The organism is Streptomyces sp. NBC_00554, from assembly GCF_041431135.1.
GTDB lineage: Bacteria > Actinomycetota > Actinomycetes > Streptomycetales > Streptomycetaceae > Streptomyces.
This window is the reverse complement of the sequence record NZ_CP107799.1, coordinates 8,540,770-8,559,605: the sequence shown is the minus strand read 5'-3', so window position 1 is coordinate 8,559,605 and position 18,836 is coordinate 8,540,770. Positions and strand designations below refer to the sequence as shown.

The window sequence follows — 18,836 nt, the reverse complement described above, 5'->3', positions numbered from 1 at the left end:
ACTGTGACGAGCTGGGAATCCTGCGTGAACAGCTCGTGAATCGCGCCCGGGCGTGCGCGAGGGGCGCCATTCTGCTCGCGTGCCCTCCTGGTCGGATACGGTCCGCTTCGCCTTTCAGCCGGTTGTCAACCTGACGACCGGAGGGGTGGCTGCTCTGGAGATACTCGCCCGCCCGGAAGCCGGTGACATCCTGGCGCAGGCCCGCCGCGACCCCGAACTCGACGGCCGTCTGGCCGCGTTGGCGATCCGGGCAGCGGCCCGCAAGGAGACCTTGCTGCCGCTGCACGTCAACGTGTTCGCCGGGACCCTCGCCGATCTCGGCGGGCTGGCGGCGCTGCGAGACGCTGTTCGTGAGGCCGGGCGGCTGCCGTGGGAGGTGACGGTCGACATCGGTCCGCCGTACACGCATGTGCCGCAGCATGCCCTGCTGGACTCGGTTGCCGCTCTGCGGGGCGAGGGCTTCCGGATCTGCGCGGACGGCGTGGGCGACGGCGACGTACCCCTGCGGCTGCTCACGGACCTCGCGCCCGAGCTGATGAAGCTGGACGTGTCCCTGCTCGCGCGCTCCCCTGCGGTGCGGGCGATGCGGACTCTGTGCGAGGAGTTGGGCGCGCTGCTGTCCGTCGAAGGGGTGGAGACGGAGCTGCAGTGCGCGGCCGCGGTGTCGGCGGGCGCGCAATTGGCGCAGGGCGACCTGTTCGCGCCGCCCGCGCGGCTGCCCGTGGCGGATGTATACGTTCCGGTCCTCACTCCCGGTGTCACCGAGACGGCCCGGTCGGGGCCGTCCGTACGTCAGTTCGTGCGGCCCGCGGCACTGCTGCCCGCCACGGCGTCGGCCGGGCAGGTGCGGGCGCTCCTCACCGGATCGTCCGACGTGTCCGGAGTGCTGCTCGTGGACGCCTCAGGGGTCCCTGTCCGGTCGGTGCACCGGTCGCGGTTCCTGCTGTCGATGTCGGGGCGCTACGGGCATGCACTGTACGCCGACAGGCCGGCCGCCAAGCTCGGCGATCCGCCACGTACGGTCGGGGTCGACGCCACCGCGTGGGAGGTCCTCGACGTGGTGGCGGACGGGGACCGGGACCGTACGTCCGACGATGTCGCGGTCGTCGACCGGTACGGGCGGTGCGTGGGTGTCGTACGCCTGGCCGATCTCGTACGGGCACTCTCCGAGAGCCGGGTGGAGGAGGCCGCGGGCCTCAATCCGCTGACCCGGCTGCCCGGTTCGGACGCGATCACCGGCGAGGTGGACCGGCGGATCGCGGACGGCCGCATGTTCGCGCTGAGCTGGCTGGACGTCGATCACTTCAAGCAGGTCAACGACGGAGCGGGGTTCGCCGCGGGCGACGATCTGATCCGGGCGGTCGGGCGGGCGCTCCAGCTCGCCGCGTCCGGTGCGACGCACGTGGGGCACATCGGCGGGGACGACTTCCTGGTCCTCGCGGACCCGGACACCCTCGACCCGCTGGCCAACTCGGTGCTCGACACGCCCTGGACGGCCGGCGGACGGAGCATCACGCTGTCGCTGGCCACGGTCCTGTGCGCACCCGGCAGCGTGACCGACCACCGGGAGGCGGCCGCCTGCCTGGCACCCCTCAAGAAGGCCGCGAAGGCCCTCAACGGGGCGAGTTGGGTGCTGGGGCGTGCGGGGCTGCCGGGCCACGAGATCCGCCGCGGGGCGGGGACGGCACCGGCGCCGGCGGGGTTCGGGTGGGCGGACCGGGCCGGGAGCGACCGGCTGACCAGCTGACGGGCGGACGGCCGGTCGGGACCAGCCCCGCCGCCGATGACGTCGAGGCGCACAACCACCAGCCCGCAGGCGGCGGGTGGCCCGGCCGAGAACGCGGGGGTCGATGCAAACACCCGCCGAGCGCAACGAACAGTTTTCAGCCAGGGCCGAGCACCGCGACGCGCCCCGCAGAGCCCCTCCAACCGGTGCTGTCCGCGACCTTGACGCCCCCTGGGCACCGGTGAACACTTCCGGGTGTCAGTCGGTATCGCCGCATTCGGGCGTCTTCACGCACCGCGCCGCTCGGGTTTCCGACCTGCACCAAGGGCCATCCTCATGGGCGATTCCGCTGCTACGGCACGCTCGTCACGGACGCCGGGCGGGGAGCGGGACCTTCCTGCCTTCGGCTGAAGTAGCCATGGAAACGTGGGAACGCACCCTGCACGGTGGCCCGGAGCGGCTCGCCCCGGGTCGGCCCTAGGAGCCGCCATGAGCAACGCAGACATTTTTGTCGGGGAGTTGATCGGCACCGCGATCCTGATCCTGTTCGGCGCGGGAGTGTGCGCCGCAGTCACGCTCAACAAGTCCAAGGCCCGGGGAGCGGGCTGGGTGGTCATCGCCTTCGGGTGGGGCTTCGGCGTCCTTGCCGGCGCGTACACCTCGGCGCCGCTGTCCGGTGGGCAGATCAACCCGGCGGTGACGATCGGATTCGCGATCGAGGGTTCCACCAAGTGGGAGGACGTGCCCTTCTACATCCTCGGGCAGTTCGCCGGAGCCATCATCGGGGCCGTGCTGTGCTGGCTGCTTTACCTGGGCCAGTTCAACCTGAACGCCGAAGAGGACCAGGCCATCGAGACGCTGGGGATCTTCTCGACCCGGCCCGAGATCAACAATCCCGTGCAGAACCTGATCACCGAGATCATCGCCACCGTCGCCCTGATGCTGCCCATTCTGGCCATGGTCGGCGGCGACAAGCACGTGGCGGGCATTGGAGACGCGGGACTGCCCGTCCTGCTCATCGCCCTCCTCGTCGTCGGGATCGGTCTTTCGCTCGGCGGCCCCACGGGGTACGCCATCAACCCGGCCCGCGACCTGGGGCCGCGACTCACGCACGCGCTGCTGCCGATTCCCAACAAGGGCACCTCGGAGTGGAGTTACTCCTGGATCCCGGTGGTCGGCCCGATCGCGGGCGCCGCCATCGGAGCCCTGATCTACAACGCAGCCTTCTGACGAAGGGGACGTCATGACGGACCATGCCGAGAAGTACGTCGCCGCAATCGACCAGGGCACCACATCGAGCCGCTGCATCATCTTCGACCACGGCGGCGCGATCGTCGCCGTCGACCAGCGCGAACACCGCCAGATCTTCCCCAAGCCGGGCTGGGTGGAACACGACGCCACCGAGATCTGGTCGAAGGTGCAGGCGGTGGTCGCGGGGGCGATCGCCAAGGCCGGGCTGCGCGCGGACCAGTTGAGCGCGCTCGGGATCACCAACCAGCGCGAGACGACGGTCCTTTGGGACCGCGCCACCGGCAAACCCGTGCACAACGCGATCGTCTGGCAGGACACCCGCACCTCCGGCCTCTGCAACGAACTGGGCGGCTCGGACGGACAGGACCGCTTCCGGGAGCAGACCGGACTGCCGCTGGCCAGCTACTTCTCCGGGCCCAAGGCGGCCTGGCTCCTCGACAACGTCCAGGGGCTGCGCGCGCGTGCCGAGCGCGGCGAGATCGCCTTCGGCACCATCGACTCCTGGCTGATCTGGAACCTGACGGGCGGCACGGACGGCGGGCGGCACGTCACCGATGTGACCAACGCCGGGCGCACCATGCTCATGAACCTGGAGACACTCCAGTGGGACCAGTCCATCCTCTCCGCGATGAACGTCCCGGAAGCGGTGCTCCCCGAGATCAGGTCCTCCGCCGAGGTGTACGGCACCGCCGTGGGCCAACTCGCGGGCGTTCCCGTCGCGTCGGCGCTGGGCGACCAGCAGGCTGCGGTGTTCGGGCAGGCGTGCTACGACGTGGGCACGGCGAAGAACACGTACGGCACGGGCAGTTTCCTGCTGCTCAACACCGGGAACAGGCCGGTCCCTTCGAAGAACGGCCTGTTGACGACCATGGGGTACAAGATCGGCACCGAGGCGCCCGTGTACTGCCTCGAAGGGTCGATCGCCATCACCGGCGCCCTGGTGCAGTGGTTCCGCGATCAGCTCGGCATCATCCGTAACGCCGACGAGATCGAGACACTGGCGGCGAGCGTCGACGACAACGGCGGCGCGTACATCGTGCCCGCGTTCTCCGGCCTGTTCGCGCCCTACTGGCGATCCGACGCACGTGGTGTCGTCACCGGGCTCACGCGTTACGTCACGAAGGCGCACCTGGCCCGCGCGGTCCTGGAAGCGACGAGCTGGCAGACGCGCGAGGTCGTCGACGCCATGTACCAGGACTCCGGGGTGCAGATCACCACCCTGAAGGTGGACGGCGGCATGACCAAGAACAATCTCCTGATGCAGCACCAGGCGGATGTGCTCGGGGTGCCGGTGATCCGCCCGAAGGTCTCCGAGACCACGTGTCTGGGCGCCGCGTACGCGGCCGGTCTCGCGACCGGTGTGTGGAACGACCTGGACGAGCTGAAGTCGCACTGGCAGAAGGACGTCGAGTGGACGCCGTCCATGGAGGCCTCCGCGCGTGACCGCGAGTACCACAACTGGCGCAAGGCGGTGGAGAAGAGCTTCGGCTGGCACGAGGAGGGCCTGAGCTGAAAACAGGGGTCTACGCGCGCGTGCTTTTCGCTGGAGCCACGCGCGCGTGCATGACTGCGGCCCGTACCCCGGTCGGCGAGGGTACGGGCCGTACTCCTGGGCACCTTGCCCTGGACAACTGGCTTTGGGCGCCTTGCGAAAGCCGGGTGCCGTACGTCAGGTTGTGAGAGCTTGGCGCCGGTCGGACGCGGACGCCATCGCGTGCTGGACGACGCCGATGAGGACCTCCTTGACCGACTCACGGTCCCGCGCGTCGCAGAGGACGACGGGCACATCGGGGTCGAGGTCGAGGGCCTGACGGACGGTGTCGGCGGGGTACCGGGCGGCGTCCTCGAAGCAGTTGACGCCGACCACGAAGGGTATGGACCGCCGCTCGAAGTAGTCGACGGCGGCGAAGCAGTCCTCCAGACGGCGGGTGTCGGCGAGCACGACGGCGCCCAGCGAGCCGGTGGAGAGCTCGTCCCACAGAAACCAGAACCGGTCCTGCCCGGGGGTTCCGAAGAGGTAGAGCACCAGGTCCTCGCGGAGGGTGATGCGGCCGAAGTCCATGGCGACGGTGGTGGTGTGCTTGCCCTCCACGCCGCTGGTGTCGTCGACCGGGCGGCCCGCCTCGGTGAGCAGCTCCTCGGTGCGCAGTGGCTTGATCTCGCTGACCGCGCCGACGAGGGTCGTCTTGCCCACGCCGAATCCGCCGGCCACGAGGATCTTGAGCGTGACGGGCTCGACCGGAGGCTTGCCGCGCTCAGAACGCCCGAAGATCATCGATCTCTTCTCCTGCTTGATGGGGGTCGCGCGGCGGTGGGCCGTAGCCACCGCCGCCGGGGGTTTGGATCACGAGTACGTCACCGGGGCCGACGTCGGCCGTGTCACTGCCGCCGAGTTCGGTGACCGTACCGTCCGCGCGCTCCACCCGGTTGGCGCCGAGCGCCCCGGGCTCGCCGCCGGCCATGCCGTAGGGCGGCACCCGGCGGTGCTGGGAGAGCGTGGACACGGTCATGGGCTCGAGGAACCGGATACGGCGCACGGCGCCGTCCCCGCCGCTCCAGCGCCCCGCGCCGCCACTTCCGCGGCGGACGGCGAACTCCTCGAGCTGGACGGGCAGTCGCCACTCCAGGACCTCGGGGTCGGTGAGCCGCGAGTTGGTCATGTGGGTCTGGACGACGGACGCGCCGGGGAAGCCGTCGCCCGCGCCGGATCCGGAGGCCACGGTTTCGTAGTACTGGTACCGCTCGTTGCCGAAGGTGACGTTGTTCATGGTGCCGGATCCCTCGGCCTGTACGCCCAGGGCTCCGTACAGCGCTCCGGTGATCGCCTGGGACGTCTCCACGTTGCCCGCGACCACTGCGGCCGGGGGCTCGGGCGCGAGCATCGAACCCGGCGGCACCACGATGTCGAGAGGGCGCAGACAGCCGTCGTTGAGCGGGATGTCGTCGTCGACCAGGGTGCGGAAGACGTACAGGACGGCTGCGTTGACCACCGCGAAGGGCGCGTTGAAGTTGGTGGTCAGCTGGGGTGACGTACCGGTGAAGTCGACGGTGGCTGAGCGTTTTTCGCGGTCTACGGAGACGCGGACTCGGATGACGGCCCCGGAGTCGGTCTCGTACGTGAACCGACCCTCTTCGAGAGTGTCGATCACGCGCCGGACCGCTTCTTCGGCGTTGTCCTGGACGTGCTTCATGTAGGCCTGGACCACATCGAGGCCGAAGTTGTCGATCATGCGGGCGACTTCGTCGACGCCCTTCTGGTTGGCAGCGATCTGCGCGCGCAGGTCGGCGAGGTTGGTCTTCGGGTTGCGCGACGGGTAGGGCGCCCGGGTGAGCAGGGCCAGGGTCTCGGCTTCGCGGAAGCGGCCGTTCTCGGCGAGCAGCCAATTGTCGAAGAGGATGCCCTCCTCGTCGATGGTGCGGCTGTTCGCCGGCATCGAGCCCGGTGCGATGCCGCCGATCTCGGCGTGGTGCCCGCGCGAGGCGACATAGAAGAGGATCCGTTCACTCTCCGTGTCGAAGACCGGGGTGATCACGGTGACGTCGGGGAGGTGGGTGCCGCCGTGGTACGGGTCGTTGACGGCGTACGTGTCTCCGGGGCGCATGCCGTCTCCGCGCCGCCTGATGACTTCCTTGACGCTGGTGCCCATCGAGCCCAAGTGCACCGGAATGTGCGGGGCGTTGGCGACCAGGCTGCCGTCGGGGGCGAAGAGGGCGCAGGAGAAGTCCAGGCGCTCCTTGATGTTGACCGACTGGGCGGTGGACTCCAGGCGGGCGCCCATTTGCTCGGCGATGGACATGAAGAGGTTGTTGAAGACCTCAAGGAGGACGGGGTCCGCTTCTGTGCCGAGATCGGAACTCTGCGTAATCGCCGCGCGTTCCATGACCAGATGCCCGTCGTCGGTCGTCGCGGCCTGCCAGCCGTCGTCGACGACGGTCGTCGAGCCGGCCTCGGTGATGATCGCGGGTCCGGTGACCGTTTGGCCGGAGGGCAGTTCCTCGCGTCGGAGCAGGGGTACGTCGCGCCGGGCGCCGCCCGTGTGCAGGCCGGCCGTTTCCGGCGCGGTGGAGCGGCTTACGAAGGCGGAGAGAGCGGAGAGATCGGGGGGGTCGGTGAGACCGGTGGCTTCCACAGAGAGGGCTTCCACAACGACCGGACGGTCGAGGGTGAAGGAGTAGGTGGCGCGATGGCGTTCTTCGAAGGTGCGGGTCATGGTGTCGGGCTCGGTGAGCTCGACGGTGAGTGCCGTGTCCGTGCCGTCGTAGCGGAGCTGGGCCCGGCGGGTGACCCGGATGCGGTCCTCGGGCACGTCCTCGGCGAGGAGTTCGGCGCGGGCGGCGCCCTCCAGGTCGTCGGCGGTCTTCAGGATGCCGGGCATCGCGGAGGCTTCCAGGGGTGCTTCGACGGACTGTTCGCGCATGGCCGTCGTATCGGCGAGTCCGATGCCGAGGGCGGACAGGACACCGGCCATGGGCGGCACGAGGACGGTTCGGATGCCGAGCGAGTCGGCGACCATGCACGCGTGCTGCCCGCCCGCGCCGCCGAAGGTGGTCAGCGCGTACCGGGTGACGTCGTGGCCCTTCTGGACCGAGATCCGCTTGACGGCGTTGGCGATGTTGGCCACGGCGATCTGGAGGTAGCCCTCGGCGACCTGCTCAGGGGTGCGGTCGTCGCCGGTCCGCTCCCGGATCTCGCGGGCGAGGGCGGCGAAGCGTTCGCGGACCAGTGCGTCGTCGATGGGCTGGTCGCCGTCCGGGCCGAACACCCGGGGGAAATGGGTGGGTTGGATGCGGCCGAGGGCGACGTTGGCGTCGGTGACGGTGAGCGGTCCGCCGGCGCGGTAGCAGGCGGGTCCGGGTTCGGCGCCCGCCGAGTCGGGGCCCACCCGGTAGCGGGAGCCGTCGAAGTGGAGCAGCGAGCCGCCGCCCGCCGCGACGGTGTGGATGTCGAGCATGGGCGAGCGCAGTCGGACTCCGGCGATCTGGGTGGTGAAGACCCGTTCGTACTCGCCGGCGAAGTGCGAGACGTCCGTGGAGGTGCCGCCCATGTCGAAGCCGATGACGCGGTCGAACCCGGCGAGCTGCGACATCCGGGCCATGCCGACGATGCCACCGGCCGGACCGGACAGGATGGCGTCCTTGCCGCGGAACTGGCCGGCTTCGGCGAGGCCTCCGTTGGACTGCATGAACATCAGCCGCACGCCTTGGAGTTCATCGGCGACGTGCTGGACGTAGCGGCGCAGCACGGGCGACAGGTAGGCGTCGACCACGGCCGTGTCTCCGCGCGGGACGAGCTTCATCAGCGGGCTGACCTCGCTGGAGAGCGAGATCTGCGGGAAGCCCGTGCGGGCCGCCAGCTCACCGATGGCCTGTTCGTGGGCGGGGTGGAGGTGGCTGTGCATGCAGACCACGGCGAGGGCGCGGATCCCGGAGTCGTACGCCTCCTGGAAGGGCCCGGCGAGGGCGTCCAGGTCCGGGGCGCGCAGGACCGTGCCGTCGGCGGCGATCCGCTCGTCGACCTCGACGACACGCTCGTACAGCAGCTCCGGCAGTTCGATCGCGCGGGCGAAGATGCGGGGGCGGTTCTGGTAGGCGATGCGCAGTGCGTCGCGGAAGCCGCGAGTGATGACCAGGAGGGTGCGCTCGCCCTTGCGTTCCAGGAGGGCGTTGGTGGCGACCGTGGTGCCCATGCGGACGGCGTCGATCTCCGCGCCCTCTTCGAGGAGCTCCCGCACACCCGCGACCGCCGCGTCGGCGTACCTGGCCGGGTTGTCGGACAGCAGTTTGTGCGTGAGCAGGCGGCCGTCCGGGCGCCGCGCGACGATATCGGTGAAGGTGCCGCCTCGGTCGACCCAGAACTGCCAGCCTGTCACGTCTGTTCCCCGCTTCCGCCCTGCTCAGAGCGCCCGGAGGCCGTTGATCACGTCGCGCAGAATACTCTCGTCCGGCAGCTCGGCGGGCGGTACTGGACGTGTCACATGGACCATTTCCTCATCCACGAGGTCCCCGATGAGGACCCGCACCACCCCGACGGGGAGATCGAGTTCGGCGGCGAGTTCGGCGACCGACTGCGGGGCGTCGCGGCAGAGTTCGACGATGTCCACGTGTTCCGGGGACAGCGTCTGGTCCACCTCGGGGTCGTGGTCGTACGACTCCGTGACGACCACCGCGATCAGGTCGAGGCGGTGTTGGGCCGTACTGGTGGTGCGGCCGCGCGTCATGGCGTAGGGGCGGACCACCGGTCCGGCCTCGTCGTCGAACCAGGGGCGTCGTCCTTGGCTGTCTCCGCTCACGCTCACACTCATGTCATCCCACTACCCGCCTGCGGGCGGATCGGTGCGCGGAGCGGCGGCCAGATGTACGCCGACCCGCTTGACCAGGAGCGTCATTTCGTACGCGACCTGGCCGACATCCGATTCGGCGTCCGACAGAACGGCCAGGCAGCTGCCGTCGCCCGCAGCCGTGACGAACAGGAAGGCCTCGTCCAGCTCGACGACCGTCTGGCGGACGCTGCCCACCTCGAAGTGGCGGCCGACGCCTTTGGCGAGGCTGTGGAAGCCCGAGGCGACGGCGGCCAGGTGCTCGCTGTCCTCCCGGGTCAGGTCCTTGGAGACACCCGTGGGAAGGCCGTCACCGGAGAGCACGATCGCCTGGCGGATGCTGGCGACACGGTCAACCAGGTCGTCGAGAAGCCAGTTCAGCTCCCCCGACGCCGTGCTGGTCGTGGTGGGCCCTGTGGACTTCGGTGCGGTCATCGACCGTCCCCCTTTGTCTTTCGTGGTGCTGTGCCGTCGTGGGGCTCGTCGCCCGCGGCGTTCTCCTCGCGGCCTCGCTGCCAGCCGCGCTGGAGCGAGGCCATCCGGTTGCGTACCTCGTCGGCGTCACGTTCGGCGGGGTCCGCTCCGCTGCCGGTGCGGGCCTTGTCCCGCTCGGTGCGCCGCTCGGGGCCGTCCTTCAACTGCGGGGCCAGATTGGCCTGTCTGACGCGGCGGGGCAGCGGGCCCGCGCCCGGTTCCGCCCCTGCCGTCGCGCCGTCGGAACGCGGGATGGTCTCGTCCGCGCCGGGCGACGGGGTGGTGCGACGGCTGCGTTGCGGAAGAGCGGGGGCCTCTCGGCTCCCGGCGGTGTGCCGAAGCTCGGTGGTCTCTCGAAGCCCGGGTGCCGGCCGTAGGCCAGAAACCTCGCGCGGTCCGGGGACCCTTCCGGGACCTGTGGAATCAGAGCGCTCGACCCCGTGCCGCAACGGGCTCTCAGCGCTCTCGCCGGCGCGTCGTGCCGGCGTCTCGGCGCGCTCGCTCCCGCGCAGCGCCGGAGTCTCCGCGCGATCGACGCGCCGGGCCGCGAGCGGCTCCGTACCGTCGGGCTCCGCCATGTCTCTTTGTTCCCCCGTCTCCGGGCTCTCCGCCTGCTCCGGACCACGGCCCGGCTCGAAGTCCTCCGCCGGCTCCTCGCCCGCCCCGTCGCGGCGGGACCGCGTCTGGGTCACGGGACGACCGTGCGAGCTGACGAGCTTGGGTGCCCTGCGCCGGGGCAGCGGGACGGGAGCGTCCGGCTGGCCGTCGTCGCCGGATCGGGCGGGCTCGCCCCGGCTGTCGCGGGCCTGCTGGTGCTGTTCACCCGGGACACCCGCGATGGAGCGGCGCGGCCGGAACAGACCGCCGCGTTCGCTGTCGTCGTCGCCGAGTGCGCCGGGGAAGCCGCTGAGGGTGTCCAGGTCGACCGGAGCTTCCAGTTCGACGGGCCCGTCGAGGATCGAGGCGGGCAGGCCGGGAAGGTGGACCGGGACCTGGGAGAGCGCGGCCTTCCGCTCCGCTTCGACCTCGCCCTCCTTTGTGGGCAGCGCGCGGTCGAGACGGAACCCGATGCCGTTCGTGTCCGGCACGTCGTCCGTGAGCAGCGCGTCGGGAATGAAGACGACCGCGGTGGTACCGCCGTACGGGGAGGGCTGGAGGGAGACGCGGACGTTCTGCCGCTGTGCGAGCCTGCTGACCACGAAGAGGCCGAGCCGGTCGGTGTCGGACAGCTCGAACTCGGGGGTTTCGGCGAGCCTCAGGTTGGCGTCGAGGAGCGCCTCGGCCGCCATACCCAGGCCGCGGTCGTGGATCTCCAGGGTGAAGCCGTTGGCGACGCGCTCGCCGAGAACCTGCACGGCCGTGTGCGGGGGCGAGAACACCGTGGCGTTCTCGAGGAGTTCGGCGACGAGATGGGTCAGGTCGGCGACGGCGGGCCCGGTGGCGGCGACGCGCGGAAGCCGGCGTACCTCGATGCGCTCGTAGTCCTCGACCTCGGCGACGGCGGCGCGGACGATGTCCATGAGCTGGACCGGCTTGCGCCACTGCCGGGACGGGGCGGCGCCCGAGAGGATCACCAGGCCCTCGGCGTGGCGGCGCATGCGGGTGGTCAGGTGGTCGAGGCGGAACAGGTCGGCGAGCTCGTCGGTGTCGTCGGTCCTGCGCTCCATGGTGTCGAGCAGGGTGAGCTGCTTGTGGAGCAGGACCTGGCTGCGGCGGGCGAGGTTGACGAAGACCTCGGAGACGCCATCGCGGAGTTCGGACTGCTTGACGGCGGCCTCGACGGCGGCGCGCTGAAGGGTGTTGAGGGCCTGGCCCACCTCACCGATCTCGTTCTTGTCGTACTCCAGGCGCGGCACTTCGGTCTCGACGTCGACCTGCTCGCCCGCGGACAGGCGGCGCATGACGCTGGGCAGCCGGACGCCGGACGCCTCGTGGGCATCCAGGCGCAGTCGGCGCAGGTCGCGGATGAGGCTCCGGCCGATGCGTACGGACATGAAGAGCGAGATCAGCAGGGCGATGAGGCCGAGGACGCCGGCGATGACCGCCTTGAGGATGACTCCCACGGCCACCGGCCGGACCCGGTCCTGGTAGCGGTCGGCCGCTCGGTCGTTGAGCGTGCCGAGCTCGTCGACGACCCGTCCGGCCGCGGTGTCCCAGCTCTTCGCGGTGACACCGCGGGGCGAGCCTGCCGAGGAGGTGACGACGGCCTGCTCGGCCACCCGCAGGGGCGCCGTGTCGGCGTTCTTCCAGTAGCGCTCGTACCGTTCGCGCTCCGAGGAGGGCAACAGCGGCAGGCTCATCTCGTACATCAGGGAGCGCTGTGCCATGAGGTCGGAGACATCGCGGATCTCGTCCTGCGTGATGCGGCCCGCGACGAGCGCGGAGCCCAGGAGGGCGTCCTCGCGGGAGACGAGCTCACGGGCCCGGGCGAGGTTGACCAGTGCGCGGCCCTGCTTGTCCATCTCCACGTTGTTGAGCAGGTGGATGTTGGTCATCAGGACGTAGCAGGGGTCGACCAGACGGTTGTAGAGGTCGAGGGCCTGCGCGCGGTTGACGGTGCCGTCCTCGACGCTCTGGCGCAGCGAGTCGATTCCGTCGAAGGCGTCCAGGATGGTGGTGAGGCGCTCGGAGGTGCGCTCACCCATGCTCCCGCGGACCTGCTCGTCCTTGGCGTTCTTTCGGACCTTCGCCACGGCGTCGTCAGTGGCGGTCCGGCTCCGCTTGAGCGCCGCGAGGGCGTCGGAGGCGCGCGGGTCGGCCAGATAGACGAGAGTCTGGCGGCGTTCCTGCTGGAGGACTCGGACGGCGTCCTCGGTGGGATAGCCGATCTTCTCCACGACGTCCGACACGTTGAACAGGTCGTTGGCCTCGCGCCCGGTGAGCACCGTGGCGAACGCCCAGATCGCGGTCAAGGACACCAGCGGCACCAGGAGCAGCGCCACGATCTTCCTGCGGATGGACTTCCCGCGAAAGCGCATGGCCTCCCCCAGCTCGACCCCCTCCGACCCGGGGGTACACATGTGCGTCAACAAACGGCGTGAGCCTACTACCGACGCTCAAGTAACTCGAAGACCCGTCCGGGAGCACACGCCTCATATGGGGAACAAAACATGGGGAGTTGTCCGTTCATTGGGTGAGATTGCCTCCCCGAATCCGCCCGTTGGGCGGGATTACATCGGAGAGGTGAACTCCGTCAGTTGGCCGGAATTCTTCGCTCCTTGGGAATCTTCAGGGCGCGTTGTTCGTCTTTCTGTACGGGAGATGGGTGCGGAATCGGCCACAGGCGCCGCATGCCACACCCAGGCGGCGTAATTCAGCGCAAGCCGGGCAGCCACTGGGGAGCCGGGGTCACCTGACACCGGTGCGAAGGGTCTGCTGGGCGGTGGGGAGTGACAAGTTGATGGGCACGGCGGAGCGGAGCGGGGCGGCCGGGACCAGCGTTGCGGTACCCGAGGCGGTACAACCGGCCACGCAGGCACCGGATCGCGACATTCCGGTGAACGGGCACGACCGGTCGGCCGAGCGGCACGGTGCGGCAGGCGGTCACGACCAGGCCGACGGGCAGGGCATTGCCGTGGACGGGCGCAGCCGCACGGACGGACCCGGCATCGCGGAGGGCCCCGCCCTTGCGGAAGGCCGGGGCCTCGCGGCTGAGGAGGAGTACGAAGAGCGGGCGTACTACCGGCCGTTGTGGGTCGAGGAGCCCGCACGCAGGCGTCGACTTCCCGATCCGGTGCGTACGGCGGCTGTGCGAGCGGTGATCATCATCGCCGTGACGCTGATCCAGGCCATGGTGGCCTTCCTGTCCACGCTCGCGGGATCCTGGCTGGCGTTCCCCATGGTTCTCAGCAGTGTGGCCAGCACGGTCGTGGCCACCTGGGCCGCCCTCGACGTCTGGGTGACGCGACAGGTGTGGAACCAGCGGAACGGAGTGGTGTCGGTACCGAGCAGCACCGCGCGGGCCTTGCGGCGCGAACGGCGCAGGGCGCGGCGGCAGGCACGGACGGCCGAGCGCACTCAGGAGCGAATACGTCGACAGGGCGGGGCGGGGCAGTTGTCGCATTCGTAGGTGCGATGACGGTCGACCGGGTGCGACCAGGTGCCATGAGTCGCGACTCATCGCGACTAGCGACTCGCGACTCATGGCGACTGCCGACTCATGGCGACCGGGGTCGCGCCTGAGCACGACCCCACCCCGCTACGCCCACTCCGCGGACCACCGGCCCCACGGCCCGCCCGCACGCTCTCTGAACGCTCAGGTCGTCACAGTGCCGCCGACTCCACCGGGCCTGCGCTGCGGGCCAGTTCACGGCGTGCTCGCATGAACGGGCGCGGGCGGTCGACGGAGAGGACGGCTGTCGTACGGCCGTCGCGTTCGTAGAGGGCGAGGAAGCCGCCCTCGGCGGGTGCGCCGTCCTCGATGGCGCCCTCGGCGATACGGACGGTGTCGGCCTCGTGTCGTCGGCCCGCGAACTGGATGCGTGCGCCGTACTGGTCGGACCAGAAGTAGGGCAGGGATCGCACGGTGTCGACGGTGCGGCCGGCGAGCAAGTTGCGTACGGCGACCCGGGGTTGTTCGGTGGCGGAGGTCCAGTGTTCGGTGCGGGCGCCTCCGACGCGGGCGACGTCTCCGACGGCGACCACCTGCGCAAGTCCGGTCACGCAACCGTCGTCGCACAGTACGCCGTCGTGCAGGGCGAGCGTCGAGCCCGCGAGCCAGCCGGTGTTGGGGGTGGCGCCGATGCCCACGATCACCACGTCGGCGGGCAGGGTCCGGCCGTCGGTGAGCCGCACCCCGGTGACGGTGCGCCGCGGCGCGACGTCCTCGGCGACCGACGGGCCGGCGGCGGGGCCATCGTGCGAAGCCGCGGTGCGGCCTCCGCTTGATCGCACGGTGCCGCTCCCCCGCAGGCCGGCGACACCGATGCCGGTGACAAGGCTGACGCCGCCTCGGCGGTGCAGCGCGGCGCACACGGCTGCCATGTCGGGGCCGAGGTGAGGGACGAGGGGCAGCGGGGCGGCCTCGACGACCGTGACGTCATGGCCGAGGGCGGCGCACGAGGAGGCGGTCTCCGCGCCGATGAAGCCGCCTCCGATGACGACGACGCGGAGCGGGCCCCGGGTGAGTTCCTCGCGCAGGGCACGGGCGTCGTCGAGGGTGCGCAGAGTGTGGACGCCGGCGAGGTCGTCACCCGGGAGGCGGCGGGCCGCCGCGCCGGTGGCGATGACCACGCCGTCGGTGGAGACGGTGCGTCCGTTGTCGAGGAGGACGGTGCGGCCGCGGGCGTCGAGGCCGCGGGCACGTACGCCGAGGAGCCACTCGGCGTCGAGTTCGGCGGTCTCCTCGGCGTCGGTGAGGGCGAGTTGGTCCTCGTCGGCGCGGCCGGTGAGGAAGTCCTTGGACAGGGGCGGGCGGTCGTAGGGTCGGTGGGGCTCGTCCCCGACGATCACCAGCCGTCCGTCGAACCCCTGGGTCCGCAGTTCGCGGGCCGCGTACACCCCGGAGAGGGAGGCACCGACGACGGTCACGGTCCTCATGAGGCGCGCCTCCCGGCCCGTACGACAGGGGCGGCGCCGGCATCACCAGCGGCACGCCGAACCACGGGGGCTCCTCGGGGAGCAGTCCGCTCAGGGTCGGCGGTGGTCTCGTACGTCATGCGGCGGTGCCCTCCTCCGCGGCCGGGTGGACGTGGATGACGCCGTCGTCGACGGTGACGCGGTGGGTGCGGACGGGGCGGCGTGCGGGGAGGCACGTCGGTTGGCCCGTACGGAGATCGAATGAGGCGGCGTGCAGCGGGCATTCGACCAGACAGCCCTCCAGCCAGCCCTCGGAGAGGGAGGCGTCCTGGTGGGTGCAGGTGTCGTCGATGGCGTACAGCTCGCCGTCGGCGTTGAACACGGCGACGGGCGGTGTGGTGTCGACACGGACGGATTCGCCCACGGGGAGGTCTTCAAGGCGGCAGACGGGAATCATGGGCCCCCCTCTCGGTCCGGACGCTTCGTCCGCGACCTCTCAAGGTCCAGGTCGTCCGGGAACGAGCGGGACGGGCTCGCCTTCGAGCCCTTTCCGGTTCCGGACGCTTCGGTAACATGATGTTTCGTATGGCGCATGAGGGAGCGCTATGCGCAACAGAATCCGCGCGGGGGTCCCGTCACGTCAAGGGCTTCCCGCAGATGCGGCCCAAACAGGGCCGCCAGGTGGTGAGAGTTGAGCTATGACCCGCACTCAGAAGCAGGCTGAGGGGAACGAGGAGACCGAGGCCAACAGGGCGACGCCGGAGAAGCAGGGCAGGGGCGCCGGCAGTGCAGTCCAGTCGGTGGACCGCGCCGTGAGCGTGCTGGAAATCCTCGCCCGGCTCGGCGAGGCGGGTGTCACCGAGATCGCCGACGAGCTGGAGGTGCACAAGTCCACCGCGTTCCGGCTGCTCGGCGTCCTGGAGAACCGCGGTCTGGTGGCACAGGCCAAGGACCGCGGGAAGTACTACCTGGGAGCGGCCGTACTGCGCCTGGCGGGGGCGGCGGCAGTACGTCTGGACATCTCCCAGGAGGGCGTTCCGGTCTGCCGCGAACTGGCCGACGAGCTGGGCGAGACCGTCAACATCGCGGTCCTCGACGACGACGCGGCGGTCAACATCATGCAGGCCCGCGGCGCCGCCTCCGTCACCGCGCAGAACTGGCTGGGCAGACGGACACCGCTGCACGCCACCTCCAGCGGAAAGGTCCTCCTCGCGCATCTCCCGCCCACGCTGCGCGAGGGCCTGCTCGCCCGCCCGCTGCCGCGGTTCACCGAGCGCACCATCACCGGCACGGCCGCGCTCCGCTCCGAACTGGAAGCGGTCGTCGAGCAGGGCTACGCGTTCGCGCTCGAGGAGCTGGAGCTGGGACTTGCGGCGGTCGCCGCCCCGGTGCGCGCCCACGACGGCAAGGTCATCGGCGCGATCAGCACCTCGGGGCCGGTGTACCGGCTGGACTCCGACCGTCTGCCGGATCTCGCCAAGCGCACGGTCGCCGCCGCGGCCGAACTCTCGCGCCGGATGGGCTACGGCTTCTGACGGAAGCCGTAGCGGACACAGAGCGGACAGCGGGCACGTAGCGCGGCCGGAAAACCCACCCGGCACGGCGCAACCCCGGGACACCGCATCGCATGGACACATGGCGCGGGGCCAGGAATCTCCTGGCCCCGCGCCTCTGTGTGTCGGGCACGTTTCGTCCCGCCCGTTCCTTTTGCCAAGGGTTAACCCCCACCTCTTGACGACCCCCTGTCGGCATTCTCAATATGTTCCTCATCGCGCAACCCATCGTGCATTGCGCAACAGCAGAGGAGCTTGTCGTGCCACACGAGGTCCGTGCCGTAGTCGCTGTCAAGAAGGGCGCACCCGTCGAGGTGCGGACGATCGTCGTTCCCGATCCCGGGCCCGGCGAGGTGCTCGTCGCCGTACAGGCCTGCGGGGTCTGCCACACGGATCTGCACTACCGGGAGGGCGCGATCACCGACGACTTCCCCTTCCTCCTCGGCCATGAGGCGGCCGGCACGATCGAAGCGGTCGGCGACGGGGTCACCGATCTGGTGCCCGGCGACTACGTCGTCCTCGCCTGGCGGGCCCCCTGCGGAAGCTGTCGCTCCTGTCGCCGCGGCCGCCCCTGGTACTGCTTCGACTCCCGCAACGCCACCCAGCCGATGACGCTCCTCGACGGCACCCCGCTCAGCAACGCCCTCGGCATCGGCGCCTTCGCCGAGAAGACACTGGTCGCGGCCGGACAGGCGGTGAAGATCGACCCGGCGGCCCGTCCCGAGGCCGCGGGCCTCATCGGCTGCGGGGTGATGGCCGGATACGGCGCCGCCGTCAACACCGGCAACGTGGGCCGCGGTGACACGGTCGCCGTCATCGGCTGCGGCGGTGTCGGCAACGCGGCCATCGCGGGCGCCTGCCTCAACGGCGCCATGAAGGTCATCGCCGTCGACATCGACGACAAGAAACTGGACGCGGCGGAGAAGTTCGGCGCGACGCACACGGTCAACTCCCGCGGCACGGATCCCGTCGAGGCGGTACGGGCACTCACCGACGGCTTCGGGGTCGACATCGCGATCGACGCGGTGGGCCGGCCGGAGACGTACAAGCAGGCCTTCTACATGCGCGACCACGCCGGTGTGCTCGTCCAGGTCGGCGTCCCCGACCCCGAGATGAAGATCGAGATCCCGCTGATCGACCTGTTCTCGCGCGGCGGCGCCCTGAAGTCCTCCTGGTACGGCGACTGTCTGCCGAGCCGCGACTTCCCGTTCCTCATCGACCAGTACCTCTACGGTCTGCTGGACCTCAACGCCTTCGTCAGCGAGACCATCTCGCTCGATCAGGTCGAGGAGGCGTTCGCGAAGATGCACCGGGGCGAGGTACTGCGTTCGGTGGTGGTCCTGTGACCACGCACAGCACTCGACAGAGCCACCGCGTGCGAGTCCAACGCGTCGTCACCTCCGGCACGTTCAACCTCGACGGTGACACCTTCGACGTCGACAACAACGTCTGGCTGCTCGGCGACGACGAAGAGGTGCTGATCGTCGACGCCGCCCATGACGCCCGTACGATCCACCAGGCCGTCGCGGGCCGTGCGGTGGCCGCGATCGTCTGCACCCACGCGCACGACGACCACATCGACGCGGCCGTCGAACTCGCCGAACTCACCGGTGCACCCGTCCTGTTGCATCCCGCGGACCATGAACTGTGGGCCGCCACGCATCCCGACCGCAAGCCGGACGGCGAGCTGACCGACGGCCAACGCATCACCGTCGCCGGCATCGAACTCCAGGTGATCCACAACCCGGGCCACACCTGGGGCAGTTGCTCGCTCTACGTTCCGTTCCTGGACACGGTCTTCACCGGGGACACCCTCTTCCACGGCGGCCCCGGCGCGACCGGCCGCTCCTACTCCGACCGGCCCACCATCGAGGCCTCCATCCGCAACCGGCTGCTCACCCTCCCCGGCAACACGGTCGTCCGCACCGGACACGGCGAGGACACCACCGTCGCCGCCGAGCGGCCCAACGTCCCCAGGCCCTGAGCGCGTTCGCTCCC

At 70.3% G+C, this 18,836-nt stretch carries 14 protein-coding genes; 7 read left to right on the top strand and 7 right to left on the bottom strand.

All coding sequences use genetic code 11. The features are described from left to right. Positions 1-79: 79 nt before the first annotated feature. The 3 genes from OG266_RS37800 to glpK all read left to right on the top strand — a co-directional run bounded on the left by OG266_RS37800 (position 80) and on the right by glpK (position 4,490). Positions 80-1,747, top strand: coding sequence for an EAL domain-containing protein (locus OG266_RS37800; RefSeq protein ID WP_371551226.1), 1,668 nt, complete (start codon positions 80-82; stop codon positions 1,745-1,747). A gap of 468 nt (positions 1,748-2,215) precedes the next feature. After that, a complete protein-coding gene (locus OG266_RS37795) occupies positions 2,216-2,956 on the top strand; it encodes an MIP/aquaporin family protein (RefSeq protein ID WP_266467924.1) in 741 nt (246 codons plus the stop codon). Positions 2,957-2,969: 13 nt separating this feature from the next. Then, positions 2,970-4,490, top strand: a complete 1,521-nt coding sequence (gene glpK, locus OG266_RS37790; RefSeq protein ID WP_371551224.1) for a glycerol kinase GlpK — start codon at positions 2,970-2,972, stop codon at positions 4,488-4,490. Between the two features lie 156 nt (positions 4,491-4,646). Here glpK and OG266_RS37785 read toward each other — a convergent pair whose 3' ends face one another. Genes OG266_RS37785 through OG266_RS37765 form a run of 5 tightly spaced genes read right to left on the bottom strand, consistent with a single transcriptional unit; the run spans position 4,647 to position 12,746 of the window. Continuing rightward, positions 4,647-5,252: an ATP/GTP-binding protein gene (locus OG266_RS37785; protein ID WP_266467917.1), complete on the bottom strand. Its 606-nt coding sequence runs from the start codon at positions 5,250-5,252 to the stop codon at positions 4,647-4,649. Further along, positions 5,233-8,847: a hydantoinase B/oxoprolinase family protein gene (locus tag OG266_RS37780; RefSeq protein WP_371551222.1), complete on the bottom strand. Its 3,615-nt coding sequence runs from the start codon at positions 8,845-8,847 to the stop codon at positions 5,233-5,235. Before OG266_RS37780 ends, OG266_RS37785 begins: the two co-directional genes overlap by 20 nt. A 24-nt stretch (positions 8,848-8,871) precedes the next feature. Beyond that, positions 8,872-9,267 carry a DUF742 domain-containing protein gene (locus OG266_RS37775; protein WP_329548836.1) on the bottom strand — a complete coding sequence of 132 codons (396 nt, stop codon included), beginning with the start codon at positions 9,265-9,267 and terminating at the stop codon, positions 8,872-8,874. 21 nt (positions 9,268-9,288) lie between these two features. Next, the gene (locus OG266_RS37770; protein ID WP_266467908.1) at positions 9,289-9,729 is read right to left on the bottom strand and encodes a roadblock/LC7 domain-containing protein; all 441 of its coding nucleotides are present in this window, start codon (positions 9,727-9,729) and stop codon (positions 9,289-9,291) included. Then, complete coding sequence (locus OG266_RS37765) at positions 9,726-12,746, bottom strand: nitrate- and nitrite sensing domain-containing protein (protein ID WP_371551218.1); 3,021 nt, start codon at positions 12,744-12,746, stop codon at positions 9,726-9,728. The genes OG266_RS37770 and OG266_RS37765 overlap by 4 nt, the downstream gene beginning before the upstream one ends. Positions 12,747-13,168: 422 nt before the next feature. Here OG266_RS37765 and OG266_RS37760 point away from each other — a divergent pair, with 422 nt between their 5' ends. Continuing rightward, positions 13,169-13,837 (top strand): hypothetical protein, encoded by a 669-nt coding sequence (locus OG266_RS37760; RefSeq protein WP_371551216.1) that lies wholly within the window; start codon positions 13,169-13,171, stop codon positions 13,835-13,837. 194 nt (positions 13,838-14,031) lie between these two features. On the opposite strand, the gene OG266_RS37755 is transcribed toward OG266_RS37760, so the two are convergent. Together OG266_RS37755 and OG266_RS37750 are read right to left on the bottom strand one after the other, a co-directional pair. Next, complete coding sequence (locus OG266_RS37755; RefSeq protein WP_371551214.1) at positions 14,032-15,306, bottom strand: NAD(P)/FAD-dependent oxidoreductase; 1,275 nt, start codon at positions 15,304-15,306, stop codon at positions 14,032-14,034. A gap of 115 nt (positions 15,307-15,421) precedes the next feature. Next, positions 15,422-15,742, bottom strand: a complete 321-nt coding sequence (locus OG266_RS37750; protein WP_266467895.1) for a bifunctional 3-phenylpropionate/cinnamic acid dioxygenase ferredoxin subunit — start codon at positions 15,740-15,742, stop codon at positions 15,422-15,424. A 241-nt stretch (positions 15,743-15,983) separates the two neighbouring features. Between OG266_RS37750 and OG266_RS37745 the strand changes: the two genes are divergently transcribed. The 3 genes from OG266_RS37745 (at position 15,984) to OG266_RS37735 (ending at position 18,822) form a co-directional block, all read left to right on the top strand. Continuing rightward, the gene (locus OG266_RS37745) at positions 15,984-16,820 is read left to right on the top strand and encodes an IclR family transcriptional regulator (RefSeq protein WP_266467893.1); all 837 of its coding nucleotides are present in this window, start codon (positions 15,984-15,986) and stop codon (positions 16,818-16,820) included. A 278-nt stretch (positions 16,821-17,098) separates the two neighbouring features. Beyond that, positions 17,099-18,184: an S-(hydroxymethyl)mycothiol dehydrogenase gene (locus OG266_RS37740; RefSeq protein ID WP_266467891.1), complete on the top strand. Its 1,086-nt coding sequence runs from the start codon at positions 17,099-17,101 to the stop codon at positions 18,182-18,184. A 29-nt stretch (positions 18,185-18,213) separates the two neighbouring features. Beyond that, the gene (locus tag OG266_RS37735; RefSeq protein ID WP_371551211.1) at positions 18,214-18,822 is read left to right on the top strand and encodes an MBL fold metallo-hydrolase; all 609 of its coding nucleotides are present in this window, start codon (positions 18,214-18,216) and stop codon (positions 18,820-18,822) included. Positions 18,823-18,836 lie beyond the last annotated feature (14 nt).